11 protein-coding genes are annotated in these 13,719 nt (G+C 33.4%); 8 read left to right on the top strand and 3 right to left on the bottom strand.

Annotated features, from left to right (window positions below; all coding sequences use genetic code 11):
• Positions 1-59 precede the first annotated feature (59 nt).
• Complete coding sequence (locus C8D80_RS01570) at positions 60-821, top strand: C40 family peptidase (protein ID WP_133606676.1); 762 nt, start codon at positions 60-62, stop codon at positions 819-821.
• Positions 822-853: 32 nt separating this feature from the next.
• Here the strand turns inward: C8D80_RS01570 and C8D80_RS01565 are convergent, their stop codons facing one another.
• Together C8D80_RS01565 and gyrA are read right to left on the bottom strand one after the other, a co-directional pair.
• Positions 854-1,975: a hypothetical protein gene (locus C8D80_RS01565; RefSeq protein ID WP_133606674.1), complete on the bottom strand. Its 1,122-nt coding sequence runs from the start codon at positions 1,973-1,975 to the stop codon at positions 854-856.
• Positions 1,976-2,030: 55 nt separating this feature from the next.
• Positions 2,031-4,586 (bottom strand): DNA gyrase subunit A, encoded by a 2,556-nt coding sequence (gene gyrA, locus C8D80_RS01560; protein WP_133606672.1) that lies wholly within the window; start codon positions 4,584-4,586, stop codon positions 2,031-2,033.
• Positions 4,587-4,840: 254 nt separating this feature from the next.
• Here gyrA and C8D80_RS01555 point away from each other — a divergent pair, with 254 nt between their 5' ends.
• From C8D80_RS01555 to C8D80_RS01535, 5 genes are all read left to right on the top strand, one after another.
• Positions 4,841-7,390 carry an ATP-dependent Clp protease ATP-binding subunit gene (locus C8D80_RS01555; RefSeq protein ID WP_133606670.1) on the top strand — a complete coding sequence of 850 codons (2,550 nt, stop codon included), beginning with the start codon at positions 4,841-4,843 and terminating at the stop codon, positions 7,388-7,390.
• 80 nt (positions 7,391-7,470) lie between these two features.
• Positions 7,471-8,838 (top strand): 30S ribosomal protein S6--L-glutamate ligase, encoded by a 1,368-nt coding sequence (gene rimK / locus C8D80_RS01550; protein WP_133606668.1) that lies wholly within the window; start codon positions 7,471-7,473, stop codon positions 8,836-8,838.
• 25 nt (positions 8,839-8,863) lie between these two features.
• Positions 8,864-9,046 (top strand): GldL-related protein, encoded by a 183-nt coding sequence (locus tag C8D80_RS01545; protein WP_133606666.1) that lies wholly within the window; start codon positions 8,864-8,866, stop codon positions 9,044-9,046.
• Positions 9,043-9,624 carry a TMEM175 family protein gene (locus tag C8D80_RS01540; RefSeq protein ID WP_133606664.1) on the top strand — a complete coding sequence of 194 codons (582 nt, stop codon included), beginning with the start codon at positions 9,043-9,045 and terminating at the stop codon, positions 9,622-9,624. Before C8D80_RS01545 ends, C8D80_RS01540 begins: the two co-directional genes overlap by 4 nt.
• Positions 9,625-9,626: 2 nt before the next feature.
• The gene (locus C8D80_RS01535; RefSeq protein WP_133606662.1) at positions 9,627-9,989 is read left to right on the top strand and encodes a DUF1304 domain-containing protein; all 363 of its coding nucleotides are present in this window, start codon (positions 9,627-9,629) and stop codon (positions 9,987-9,989) included.
• A gap of 49 nt (positions 9,990-10,038) precedes the next feature.
• Here C8D80_RS01535 and hutH read toward each other — a convergent pair whose 3' ends face one another.
• Positions 10,039-11,541, bottom strand: a complete 1,503-nt coding sequence (gene hutH / locus C8D80_RS01530) for a histidine ammonia-lyase (protein ID WP_133606660.1) — start codon at positions 11,539-11,541, stop codon at positions 10,039-10,041.
• A 165-nt stretch (positions 11,542-11,706) separates the two neighbouring features.
• Here hutH and gcvT point away from each other — a divergent pair, with 165 nt between their 5' ends.
• On the top strand, positions 11,707-12,789 hold the full coding sequence (gcvT, locus tag C8D80_RS01525; RefSeq protein WP_133606658.1) for a glycine cleavage system aminomethyltransferase GcvT: 1,083 nt from the start codon (positions 11,707-11,709) through the stop codon (positions 12,787-12,789).
• A 138-nt stretch (positions 12,790-12,927) separates the two neighbouring features.
• Positions 12,928-13,647, top strand: a complete 720-nt coding sequence (locus C8D80_RS01520; RefSeq protein ID WP_133606656.1) for a YebC/PmpR family DNA-binding transcriptional regulator — start codon at positions 12,928-12,930, stop codon at positions 13,645-13,647.
• Positions 13,648-13,719 lie beyond the last annotated feature (72 nt).

Below are 13,719 nucleotides of genomic sequence, written 5' to 3'. Positions count from 1 at the left end.
TGAATTTTAGTTACATTTGTAATTAAATTCTTAATTCATCATTTCTTATTTAGACCAACATGTTTGGAATTTGTAATTTAGCCATAGTTCCCGTAAGAGCGGAAGCCAGCGACCGAAGCGAACAAGTTTCGCAATTGCTCTTTGGCGAACACTTTAAAATTATTGAAATGACTGCCAAATGGGTGCAGATAGAATTGGCATTTGATAATTACATTGGTTGGATTGACGCCAAACAATATCAACCTATAACCGAAGAGCATTATACTGTGTTAAATAATACTCCTATCGTTCTTAATTCTGATTTAGTTGAATATATAACTACTCCAAACAATCAATTAACTTCGATTACATTAGGTGCTTCGTTATCTTTTTTAGATAATGAAGAAATAAACACTAGCAAATATAGTTTTGAAGGAATAAAAGTTTGCGGTCAAAAACCAAAATCAGATTTAGTTAAAACCGCTTTCATGTATTTGAATGCCCCTTATTTATGGGGAGGAAAAACTCCTTTTGGAATTGATTGTTCCGGTTTTACTCAAATGGTTTATAAATTAAATGGGTATTCTCTTTTAAGAGATGCTTCGCAACAAGCCACTCAAGGAGAAGCTTTAAGTTTTATTGAGGAAAGTGAACCAGGTGATTTGGCATTTTTTGATAACGAAGAAGGCAATATCATTCACGTAGGAATTATGATGGAAAACAACTACATCATTCACGCCTCTGGAAAAGTACGAATTGATCGTTTAGACCATTTAGGAATTTATAATGCAGAAGTCAATAGACACACACACAAACTGAGAGTTATTAAAAAAATAATATAAAAAAATCCCGATTTTCATCGGGATTTTTTGTTTTAGTTGATAGCTTTTGCTTTTTCAGGTTGACCTAAAGTTTCATATGTTATCTTTAAAACATTTTTAGTATTTTCATCTGATGGTTTTACTTGATATGCTTTCTCAAAAAATGGTAACGCTTTTGTGAAAATCTCTTTTCTTTTAGCAACCAATTCATCATATTTCTTTTTGTTATCAATAACTTTATTAATTTCTTCAACCATTTTCATATCATCTTTGATTAATTCATAACCTTGATTGAAATACAAATTAAATTCAGTTAATAATAAATCTTGATCATTAGGAAGTAATTTTCTTGCTTCTGAAACATACAATTCTAATTTTTTCTTATCACCTTCATTTTGAGCAATTAAAATAGATAAAGTTCTTAAAACATCTCCTTTACTTTTATTAACTTTCTCATCTCTTGGTTTTTCGAAAATACCTTTAGAAATATAATTAGTTCTCAAATCTTTAGCTTCTTTGGAACTACCAAAATTTTGTTCTATTCCGTTAGCTTTATTAACCGCGAAATACTGAATCCCATTATTAAAATAATCACTATTATAAAATTGCTCATATAAGTTCTCAGCCAATTTATAATCTTGAGCATTTACAGCCAACTGAGCTGCATTTTGTAGAGAACTACCTTCGTTTTTCGGATCAAAAGTATAAAGTGAATAAAATGCCTCAGATGCTTCTTTGAACTTAGAAGCACCATTTAAACTCATAGCAAGTGAATTTAATGTTTTTTTAAATTCATCTTTCTCCTGAATTAATTCATCTGTATAAATCTTTTTTCCTGACTTTTTTTCAAACTCAAGTGTTTCATTAATTACAATACCATATTCCTTTATAAAATCTGGTTTATATAAATTCATTTGATCTTGCATAGTTGCTTTTGCGCCTTTTGAAGCCAAAACAACTGTTGGATACATGGTTTTGTAAAATTTAGCATATACTTTATCAGACTCCTCTGTTGCTAAAGTTTGTAATGCGTCGCTTGCGGTTTTATACTCCTGTAAATCTTTGTCAGAAATAGATTCTTTAGCATAAATCTTTTTTAATACTTTAAGCTCGTCTTTTTGAGCAAATGTGGCAACTGACAATAAAAGTGTTGCACTTAATACTAATTTTTTCATTGTTTTAAAATCTGGGTTAAACAAAAGCCCAAAATAAATTTGGGCCTTATCTTATTTATTCTTGTGTTTCTTCTTCTGACGAATCAATATCTATGCCAGTCTCAGCATCAGAAATATCTCCATTTTCATCTAACACTACTTCTTCATCTTCACGAAGTACTTTAGTTACAGCAGCGATTGAATCGTTTCCTTTGATGTTGATTAGTCGAACTCCTTGCGTTGCTCTTCCCATTACTCTCAAATCAGAAACCATCATTCTAATTGTCAATCCTGATTTATTGATAATCATTAAATCATCAGCATCAGTAACATTATTAATTGCAATTAAAGCCCCTGTTTTATCTGTAATATTAAGAGTTTTTACACCTTTACCACCACGATTCGTGATTCTGTATACATCTTCTCCATCGTCATCAACTAATTTTGTACGTTTTCCGTAACCATTTTCAGTAACAACTAAGATTTGTGATTCTGTAACATGATCTTTATCGATAGAAACCATTCCAATTACTTCGTCTTTTTCATCGGCTAAAGTAATACCTCTAACTCCTGAAGCAGTTCTTCCCATTGGACGTGTTTTCTCTTCTTCAAAACGAACTAATTTGCCAGACTTAACTGCCAATAAAACTTGACTGTTTCCTGTAGTTAATTTTGCTTCGATTAATTCATCGTCTTCTTTAATCGTAATCGCATTGATTCCGTTTTGACGTGGACGTGAATATTGTTCTAATGGTGTTTTCTTAACTTGACCTTGTTTCGTTGCCATAATCACATAATGACTATTGATGTAATCTTGGTCTTTTAAGTCTTGAGTACAGATAAATGCTTTTACTTTATCATCACTTTCGATATTGATTAAGTTTTGAATAGCACGACCTTTACTTGTTTTTGTTCCTTCTGGAATTTCGTAAACACGCATCCAATAACACTTACCTTTTTGCGTGAAATACATTAAATATTGGTGATTTGTTGCTACAAATAAATGCTCTAAGAAATCTTGATCTCTAGTTCCAGCCGATTTTTGTCCAACTCCTCCTCTATTTTGTGTTTTGTATTCTGATAATGAAGTACGTTTGATATAACCCGCATGAGAAATCGTAATTACAACACTTTCATCAGCAATTAAATCTTCGATACTAACATCTCCACCAGAATATTCGATTTGCGAACGACGCTCATCTCCATATTTATCTCTGATTTCTGCTAATTCGTCTTTAATTACTTGCATTCTCATTTCTTTGCTTGCCAATAATTCTTTTAAATACGTAATCAATTTCATGATTTCTTCGTATTCAGCACGTAATTTATCTTGCTCAAGACCTGTTAATTGTCTCAAACGCATTTCTACGATTGCACGTGCTTGAATTTCTGATAATTTGAAACGTTCAATTAATTTCGTTCTAGCTTCGTCACCATCTTTAGAAGCTCTAATAATTTTGATTACTTCGTCGATATTATCAGAAGCAATGATTAAACCTTCTAAGATATGAGCTCTTTCTTCTGCTTTTCTTAAATCATATTGTGCTCTACGAACTACAACATCATGACGGTGTTCTACGAAATGGTAAATCAAATCTTTAAGATTCAACATTTGCGGACGCCCTTTTACCAATGCAATATTATTTACACTGAACGAAGCTTGTAATTGCGTATATTTATATAGTGTATTTAAAACTACGTTTGGAACCGCATCACGTTTTAATTCATACACCACACGCATACCATTTCTATCCGATTCATCACGTATATTTGATATACCTTCTATTTTCTTATCATTAACTAAATCGGCAGTATGTTTAATCATATTTGCCTTATTCACTTGATAAGGAATTTCAGTTACAATGATCGCTTCTTTTCCATTTACTTCTTCAAAACCAACTTTAGCACGCATTACAATACGACCTCTACCAGTTTTGAATGCTTCTCTTACTCCTTCGTAACCATAAATTATTCCTCCTGTAGGGAAATCAGGAGCTTTGATATGATTTATTAACTCATCAATTTCAATATCATTGTTATCGATATAGGCCAAAATACCATCAACAACTTCAGTTAAGTTGTGAGGTGCCATATTTGTAGCCATACCTACCGCAATACCCGAAGCTCCGTTTACTAACAAAGTTGGTATTTTAGTTGGCATAACCGTTGGCTCTTGTAATGTATCGTCAAAGTTTAATTGGAAATCAACTGTTTCTTTATCGATATCTGCCAACATTTCTTCCGAAATCTTTTTCATTCTGGCTTCCGTGTAACGCATTGCTGCTGGACTATCTCCATCGACAGAACCAAAGTTACCTTGACCGTCAACCAATAAATAACGCATACTCCATTCCTGAGCCATACGTACCATAGCATCGTAAACTGAGGAATCTCCATGTGGGTGATACTTTCCTAAAACCTCTCCGACAATTCTCGCCGATTTTTTGTGGGCAGATCTTGAGTTAACTCCCAAATCATACATTCCATAAAGTACTCTTCGGTGAACAGGCTTTAAACCATCTCTAACATCAGGAAGTGCTCTTGACACAATAACAGACATCGAATAATCGATGTAAGCTGATTTCATTTCTTCCTCTATGTTAATAGGAATTAACTTTTCTCCTTCTGACATAAGTATTTACATTAAAATTATATATTAGTACTAAAACGTGCCAATATACAGCTTTTTGAACTTTTAACACAAATTTTGAACCACTAATTTCGACTATTTATTAACAATTTTGTTTACAAATTGCTTATAAATCCTATCCTACTTTCTTTCATTTTTCAAATATTTTTTGTCATTTAGCCTATCTGTCTTTTTATAAGGTATGATTTTTGTATTTCCTTATAGAATTTTGTACATTTACTTATATTACTAATGCTATGGACGATAATTTTTCACCGAGAGTTAAAGACGTAATTACCTACAGTAAAGAAGAAGCTTTACGATTAGGTCACGACTTTATTGGTACCGAACACTTAATGCTAGGAATACTTCGAGATGGCAATGGGAAAGCAATTAATATCTTGAATAATTTAGCTGTGGACTTATCTCACTTACGAAAAAAAGTAGAGATACTTAGCCCTGCTAACCCTAATGGCATTCAAAATATTGAAAAGAAGAACTTACACCTTACGCGTCAAGCCGAGCGTGCATTGAAGACAACTTTTCTAGAAGCGAAACTTTTCAACAACTCTGAAATAAGTACCGCTCACCTATTGCTATGCATTTTACGCAATGAAAACGACCCAACAACTAAATTGATGGGCAAATTAAAAATCGATTACGAAACCGTTAAAGAACAGTATACAGCCATGATGACAAACGAAGACGATTATTTAGAAAACTTGCCAAAAGCGGAGTCGTTCAATGACGATTCAGGACAAGATGACAGTTTAAAAGAAAGCTCATTTAACAATCCGCCTTCAGGTGGAAAAACCAATAAAAAATCAAAAACTCCAGTTTTAGATAACTTCGGTCGTGACTTAACCGAAATGGCAGAAGAAGGAAAACTAGACCCAGTTGTGGGACGTGAGAAAGAAATCGAGCGTGTTTCTCAAATTCTAAGTCGTAGAAAGAAAAACAACCCGCTTTTAATTGGAGAACCTGGAGTTGGAAAATCGGCTATTGCTGAAGGTTTAGCTTTGCGAATTATTAAAAAGAAAGTATCTCGTAATTTATTCAACAAACGTGTAGTTACACTTGATTTAGCAAGTTTAGTTGCTGGAACAAAATACCGCGGACAATTCGAAGAAAGAATGAAAGCGGTAATGAATGAATTAGAGAAAAATGATGATATCATTTTATTTATTGATGAAATTCACACTATTGTAGGCGCTGGAGGTGCAACAGGTTCGCTTGATGCTTCTAACATGTTTAAGCCGGCATTAGCAAGAGGTGAAATTCAATGTGTAGGTGCTACAACATTGGACGAATACCGTCAGTATATCGAGAAAGATGGCGCTTTAGAAAGACGTTTTCAAAAAGTAATTGTAGAACCAACATCTGTTGAAGAAACGATTACGATTTTAAATAACATCAAACCAAAATACGAAGACCATCATAACGTTTTATACACACCAGAAGCAATTGAAGCTTGTGTTAAATTGACAAATCGTTACATGACAGATCGTTTTCTTCCAGACAAAGCTATTGATGCTTTAGACGAAGCAGGTTCTCGTGTTCACATTATTAATATTGATGTTCCTAAACAAATTTTGGAATTAGAACGTCAATTAGAAGAAGTGCGCGAACTGAAAAATACGGTCGTTAAAAAACAGAAATATGAGGAAGCTGCTAAACTTCGTGATGATGAAAAACGCATCGAAAAAGATTTAGCAATTGCTCAAGAACAATGGGAAGAAGATTCTAAAAACAACAAAGTTACCGTTACAGAAGATAACGTTGCTGATGTAGTTTCTATGATGACTGGAATTCCTGTAAATCGTATTGCACAAACTGAAAGTAATAAATTAGCTCACTTACCTGAACTTATTAGAGGTAAGGTAATTGGACAAGACGAAGCAGTATTAAAAATTGCAAAATCTATCCAAAGAAATCGCGCTGGTTTAAAAGATCCGAACAAGCCAATTGGTTCGTTTATATTCTTAGGTCAAACTGGTGTTGGAAAAACACAATTGGCTAAAGTTATTGCAAAGGAATTATTTGATTCTGAAGATGCTTTAGTTCGTATTGACATGAGTGAATATATGGAAAAATTTGCTATTTCTCGTTTAGTTGGAGCGCCTCCAGGATACGTTGGATACGAAGAAGGTGGTCAATTAACTGAAAAAGTAAGAAGAAAACCATATTGCGTAGTACTTTTAGATGAGATTGAAAAAGCACATCCAGATGTTTTCAATATGATGCTTCAGGTATTAGATGACGGACATTTAACAGATAGTTTAGGTCGTAAAATCGATTTTAGAAATACGATTATTATCATGACTTCTAACGTTGGTGCTCGTCAATTGAAAGACTTTGGAACCGGTGTTGGATTTGGAACTGCATCAAAAACTGCACAAACAGAAGAACATTCAAAAGGAATTATCGAAAACGCTTTGAAAAAAGCTTTTGCTCCTGAGTTTTTAAACAGAATTGATGATGTAATTGTCTTCAATGCTCTAGAAAAAGAAGATATTGATAAAATTATTGATATCGAAATGGACAAATTATACGACCGCGTTAAAGATTTAGGTTACACTTTAAAACTTTCAGAAGCAGCCAAAGATTACATTGCTGAAAAAGGTTTTGATAAGCAGTTTGGAGCGCGTCCGTTAAAAAGAGCCATTCAAAAATATGTTGAAGATGCTCTAGCTGAAGAGATTATTACTCAAAAAATTCATGAAGGCGATCAAATTTTCATGGACTTAGATGAAACGGCTCAAGAACTCAAAATAGAAATTAAGAAATTAGAAGAACCAAGCTCATAGCTTGGTTTTTTTATTTTATGCAATTTTAAAATTATATTAAAAAAAATACTACATTAGATTCTTAATTTATTCGTTTAAAAATGTTAGACAAAGTTATTGTAGGTAGCGAAGAATGGTGTTCCTTCCCTACTTTAGGAATCCCAACAATTAAAGCACGTGTTGACTCAGGAGCAAAAACTTCTGCACTTCATGCTATCAATATTGTTACGTTTGAAAAAGATAGTGAAAGTTGGGTGAAATTTGATATCAACCCAATTCAAAATAATGCTAAAGCAGTTATACATTGTGAAGCTCCTTTAATTGATAAAAGAGTCGTTAAAAGTTCTAGTGGTTTTAGAGAACAACGCTACGTTATCAAAACCAAACTAGAAATTGGTGGGAAAACTTGGGAAATCGAGGTTACACTTACCAACCGTGATTCGATGGGTTTCCGAATGTTATTAGGTCGTGAAGCGATGTCGGGACGTGTTTTGGTCGATCCAGAGCAACGTTATTTATTGGGCCAACCGACAACCGAAAAACTAAAAGAATATTACTACGCTTCTAATGAATCCAAAAAAGGTTTAAAAATTGGTTTATTAGCAAGCAATCCAGAATTATATAGCAACAAACGAATTTTAGAAGCAGGCGAATTAAGAGGTCATGAAATGCATTTCTTAAATTTGAAATACTGCTACATGAAATTAGACGCAACAAAACCTGAAATTCATTATCGTGGAGGAAAAGTTCTAAACGATTTTGATGCCGTAATTCCAAGAATTCGACCAAGTATGACTTATTATGGTTGTGCTTTAACGCGTCAATTTGAAGCTTTAAAAGTATTTGCTTTGAACAATGCTTCTGCCATTACACAATCAAGAGACAAACTGTTTTCATTACAATTATTATTGAATAACGGTGTAGATATTCCAACCACTGGATTTGCCAATTCACCTTTAGACACAGACGATTTAATTAAAATGGTGGGTGGTTCTCCTTTAATTGTAAAATTATTAGAAGGAACTCAAGGAAAAGGTGTCGTTTTGGCAGAAACCAAAAAAGCAGCCGAATCAGTTATTAATGCTTTCAAGAGTTTAAATGCCAATATTTTAGTTCAAGAATTCATTAAAGAAGCGAATGGTAAAGACTTGAGACTCTTTGTTGTAGATGGAAAAGTTGTTGCTGCTATGCAACGTGAAGCTGCTCCTGGAGAATTCAGAGCGAATATCCATATGGGCGGAACTGCTTCGGTAGTGAAAATTACTGCTGACGAAAAGAAAATTGCTATTAAAGCAGCAAAAGCTATGAATTTAAAAGTGGCTGGAGTTGATATTATTCGTTCGTCAAAAGGTCCTTTATTGTTAGAAGTAAATTCATCTCCAGGTTTAGAAGGAATTGAAGGTGCAACTCAAAAAGACATTGCAGGCGAAATGATTAAAGCAATTGAGAAAAACTTTAAGTGGAAATAGTTCAGTGTTCAAAATTAGATAGATTATGAAAAAGCAATATACAATTCCGTTGGTGTTGTTCCTTTTAGGGATGGCGATTACAATAATTGGCGCTTTATTCAAAATTATGCATTGGCCTGGAGCTAACTTTATGTTAACTATTGGAATGCTTACTGAAGCTATTGCTTTAATTACATTAATTGTATTTTTACTTAAAAATACGAAATGAACAAAAACCGATTAGAAGCTTTTAGCGACGGTGTTTTAGCTATTATTATCACCATTATGGTCTTGGAGTTTAAAGTACCAGATGATACTACATTTGAAGCCGTCATTAAACTATCGCATAAGTTTTTGAGTTATATTTTGAGCTTTATTTATGTTGGAATTTACTGGAACAATCACCATCATTTGATGCATACCGTAAAAAAGGTAAATGGTAAAATACTTTGGGCAAATTTGCATTTATTGTTTTGGTTGTCTTTAATTCCTTTTACAACGGCTTGGATTGGTGAACATCATTTTAATTCATTTCCAATGATGTTATATGGTTTAGTCTTATTAATGAATGCGATTGCTTATTTTATTTTACAAAAAGTCATTTTAATTGACCATGGAAAAGATTCTATTTTAGCTAAGGCTATTGGAAAAGATTACAAAGGAAAATTATCGGTAGTTTTATATTTAATCGCTGTTATTGCAACCAAATATTCTGTTGAAATTTCAGGAGCCATTTATATTTTGGTGGCTTTAATTTGGTTAATTCCAGACAAGAGAATCGAACGCACTTTTAACGAAAAAGAATAATTATGCATTTCATTAGTAAAATACTCATCGTAATTATAGCTTTATTTCACCTGTATTTTCTATGGCTAGAAATGTTTGCATGGACAACTGCAGCTAAAAAAGTATTCCGAACCATTCCCGAAGATTTGTTCGAAAAAACAAAAGTCTTAGCAGCCAATCAAGGCTTGTATAACGGATTTTTATCTGCTGGTTTACTTTGGTCTTTGGCTATTTCCGATGAAATTTGGAGTAGAAATATAGCTATCTTCTTTCTTTGTTGTGTTACTGTTGCTGGAATTTTCGGAGCTTATTCCGCATCAAAAAAAATATTTTATGTGCAAGCACTTCCTGCAATTATAACTATTATTACAATTCTATTTTTATAAAAAAAGCTCAAGAAAATCTTGAGCTTTTTAATTTTATATATTTTGATTATTAGTCTTCCATTTCAATTTGAAAACTATTCAAAAAAGAAACCGATTTTTCAATATCGTAATGTAAAATTCTATCTTCTGATACAAACGGAACTTCTTCTCTATATGATTTCACAAAACTTTCAATGAATTCACTTGATTGTAATGGTCTTCTGAATTCTAAAGCTTGCGAACCATTTAATAATTCAATTCCTAAAATGCGTTCTACGTTTTCAACAATACGTAACGTTTTAGTCGCAGCGTTTGCTCCCATACTCACGTGATCTTCTTGTCCGTTTGACGAAACAATACTATCAATACTTGCTGGTGTTGCTAATTGTTTGTTTTGACTAGCAATACTTGCCGCTGTATATTGTGGAATCATGAAACCTGAATTCAATCCTGGATCGTTTACTAAAAACGCTGGTAAACCTCTTAATCCAGAAATCAATTGATAGGTTCTTCTTTCCGAAATACTTCCTAATTCTGATAACGCTATTCCTAAGAAATCTAACGCTAATGCTAAAGGTTGTCCGTGGAAATTCCCTCCAGAGATAATCAAATCTTCTCCTACGAAAATATTAGGATTATCGGTAACCGAGTTGATTTCAGTTCGGAATACTTTTTTCACATAATCAATTGTATCTTTCGAAGCGCCATGTACTTGCGGAATACATCTAAATGAATATGGGTCTTGCACATGCACTTTTGGTTGCGCAATAATTTCACTATCTTCTAACAAATCGCGCATTCTTTCAGCTGTTTGCACTTGACCTTTATGAGGACGAACTAAGTGTATCAAATCAGTAAAAGGCTCAATTCTTCCATCAAATCCTTCTAATGAAACCGCTCCGATTACATCTGCTAAATACGAAATTTTATCAGCTTTTATTAAGCAATATACTCCGTAAGCACTCATGAATTGTGTTCCGTTCAACAACGCCAAACCTTCTTTAGATTGTAAAACGATTGGTTCCCAACCAAATTTGGCTAATACTTTAGCTGAAGGTTGTCTGAAACCATCTAAATATACTTCACCTTCTCCTAATAATGGTAACGATAAATGCGCCAACGGAGCTAAATCGCCCGAAGCACCTAACGAACCTTGTGTATAAATTACTGGAAAAATATCATTGTTGTAAAAATCAATCAAACGCTGCACCGTTACCAACTGAACACCTGAATGTCCGTAGCTTAACGATTGGATTTTCAACAACAACATGATTTTTACAATTTCATGAGGTACTTCCTCCCCTGTTCCGCAAGCGTGCGATTTTACCAAATTCTCTTGAAGTTTTGATAAATTTTCATTCGAAATCTTCACATTACACAACGAACCAAAACCAGTGTTAATTCCGTAAATTGGATCTGAGTTTGATTTCATTTTATCGTCTAAGTATTTTCTACATTTCTCAATGTTTACGATAGCTTCCTCTGATAATGCCAACTGTTTTCCTTGAAAAACAATCTCGTTAATCATATCGATAGACAATAAATCTGAACTTATATAATGTGTAGTTTCCATTTTGTTAATTTTAAAAGTCCAAAATTCCGCAAACAATTGTTAAAATGCAAGATTTATCAGCATTATTAATAAAAAATAAATATCGCTCAAATTTTAAGGGAATTCTGGGTGCATTTTTAAGAATTTTCAATAAATTAGCGCTCTCAAATAATACAACATCAAATCATGAAAAATACAGCGTTAACGCACATTCACGAAAGTTTAGGAGCTAAAATGGTTCCGTTTGCAGGATACAACATGCCTGTGCAATACGAAGGAGTAAATGCAGAACACGAAATCGTTAGAAATGGCGTTGGTGTTTTTGACGTTTCTCACATGGGAGAATTTTTCTTAAAAGGAGAAAATGCGTTGGCTTTAATTCAGAAAGTAACTTCAAATGACGCTTCTAAATTAGTTGATGGAAAAGCACAATATTCTTGTTTACCAAATAACGAAGGTGGAATTGTTGACGATTTAATCGTTTATAAAATTGCAGACAATCATTACATGTTGGTTGTGAATGCTTCAAATATTGAAAAAGATTGGAATTGGATTTCTTCACATAATGATTTTGGTGTGGATATGCAAAACCTTTCAGATGACTATTCATTATTAGCTATTCAAGGACCAAAAGCTGCAGAAGCTATGCAATCATTGACTTCTATCGATTTAACGAATATGGGATATTACACATTCCAAATTGGTGAATTTGCTGGAAAAAGCGATGTAATTGTTTCGGCTACAGGTTATACAGGTTCTGGAGGATTTGAAATTTACTTCAAAAACGAAGATGCAGAATACATTTGGAACAAAGTTTTTGAAGCTGGAGCAGCATTCGGAATCAAACCAATTGGATTAGCAGCGCGTGATACTTTACGTTTAGAAATGGGATTCTGTTTATACGGAAACGATATCAACGATACGACTTCTCCATTAGAAGCTGGTTTAGGATGGATTACGAAATTCGATAAAGAATTCACGAATTCTGAAAACTTAAAGAAACAAAAAGAAGCGGGCGTTTCTCGTAAATTAGTTGGTTTCGAAATGATCGAAAGAGGAATTCCTCGTCACGATTACGAAATTGCTGATGCTGATGGAAATGTAGTTGGAATCGTAACTTCTGGAACGCAATCACCTTCAATGGGAATTGCTATCGGAATGGGCTATGTTCCAACGGCTTTAGCTACACCAGATTCTGAAATTTATATTAGAATTAGAAATAAAGATATTAAAGCTAAAGTGGTTAAAATGCCATTTTATAAAAAGTAGTCAAGAGCAAGGACAAATTCAAGTTCAAGAACAAACTTGAAAATTGAACTTGAATTTGAACTTGAACTTGAACTTGAAATTATTATTTTTGCATCGAAATTTTGAACAACGAATAAAGAATATTGAAATTATATAGCAATGGGAAGAGCGTTTGAATTTAGAAAAGCCCGTAAAATGAAACGTTGGTCAGCAATGGCTAAAACGTTTACTAGAATAGGAAAAGATATTGTAATGGCCGTTAAAGAAGGCGGACCAAATCCTGAAACCAACTCACGTTTAAGAGCAGTGATTCAGAATGCGAAGGCTGCTAATATGCCTAAAGATAACGTAGAACGCGCTATTAAAAAAGCATCGGATAAAGACACGGCTAACTTTAAAGAAGTGTTGTTTGAAGGGTATGCACCTCACGGAATTGCAATTTTAATTGAAACGGCTACAGATAACAACAACAGAACAGTTGCTAACATTAGAAGTTACTTCAACAAATGCAATGGAACGTTTGGAACTCAAGGTTCGGTAGAATTTATGTTTGATCATACGTGTAATTTTAGAATTCCAGCAGAAGGACAAGATGTGGAAGAATTAGAATTAGAGATGATTGATTTTGGTGTAGAAGAAATCTTTGCTGACGAAGACGGTATTTTAATGTACGCTCCTTTTGAAAGCTTTGGAACTATCCAAAAAGAATTAGAAACTCGTGGATTAGAAATCTTATCTTCTGGATTTGAAAGAATACCACAAATAACAAAAGAATTAACACCAGACCAAGTAGCTGATGTTGAAAAACTATTAGAAAAAATTGAAGAAGACGATGACGTAATGAACGTGTATCATACGATGCAAGAAAGCGCTGAGTAATCCTTTTTCTAACTTATATACGAAATCCTCGCAAGAAATTGTGAGGATTTTTTTATATATTAGCGAATATTA

This window comes from Flavobacterium cheniae (assembly GCF_004363695.1).
In the GTDB taxonomy this organism is placed as follows: domain Bacteria; phylum Bacteroidota; class Bacteroidia; order Flavobacteriales; family Flavobacteriaceae; genus Flavobacterium; species Flavobacterium cheniae.
Note: the sequence above shows the minus strand (reverse complement) of the source record. Positions and strands in the feature narration are given on the sequence as shown.

Coding starts and splice junctions, on each gene's coding strand:
- C8D80_RS01570 (WP_133606676.1), top strand. CDS start 60: ATGTTTGGAATTTGTAATTTAGCCATAGTTCCCGTAAGAGCGGAAGCC.
- C8D80_RS01565 (WP_133606674.1), bottom strand. CDS start 1,975: ATGAAAAAATTAGTATTAAGTGCAACACTTTTATTGTCAGTTGCCACA.
- gyrA (WP_133606672.1), bottom strand. CDS start 4,586: ATGTCAGAAGGAGAAAAGTTAATTCCTATTAACATAGAGGAAGAAATG.
- C8D80_RS01555 (WP_133606670.1), top strand. CDS start 4,841: ATGGACGATAATTTTTCACCGAGAGTTAAAGACGTAATTACCTACAGT.
- rimK (WP_133606668.1), top strand. CDS start 7,471: ATGTTAGACAAAGTTATTGTAGGTAGCGAAGAATGGTGTTCCTTCCCT.
- C8D80_RS01545 (WP_133606666.1), top strand. CDS start 8,864: ATGAAAAAGCAATATACAATTCCGTTGGTGTTGTTCCTTTTAGGGATG.
- C8D80_RS01540 (WP_133606664.1), top strand. CDS start 9,043: ATGAACAAAAACCGATTAGAAGCTTTTAGCGACGGTGTTTTAGCTATT.
- C8D80_RS01535 (WP_133606662.1), top strand. CDS start 9,627: ATGCATTTCATTAGTAAAATACTCATCGTAATTATAGCTTTATTTCAC.
- hutH (WP_133606660.1), bottom strand. CDS start 11,541: ATGGAAACTACACATTATATAAGTTCAGATTTATTGTCTATCGATATG.
- gcvT (WP_133606658.1), top strand. CDS start 11,707: ATGAAAAATACAGCGTTAACGCACATTCACGAAAGTTTAGGAGCTAAA.
- C8D80_RS01520 (WP_133606656.1), top strand. CDS start 12,928: ATGGGAAGAGCGTTTGAATTTAGAAAAGCCCGTAAAATGAAACGTTGG.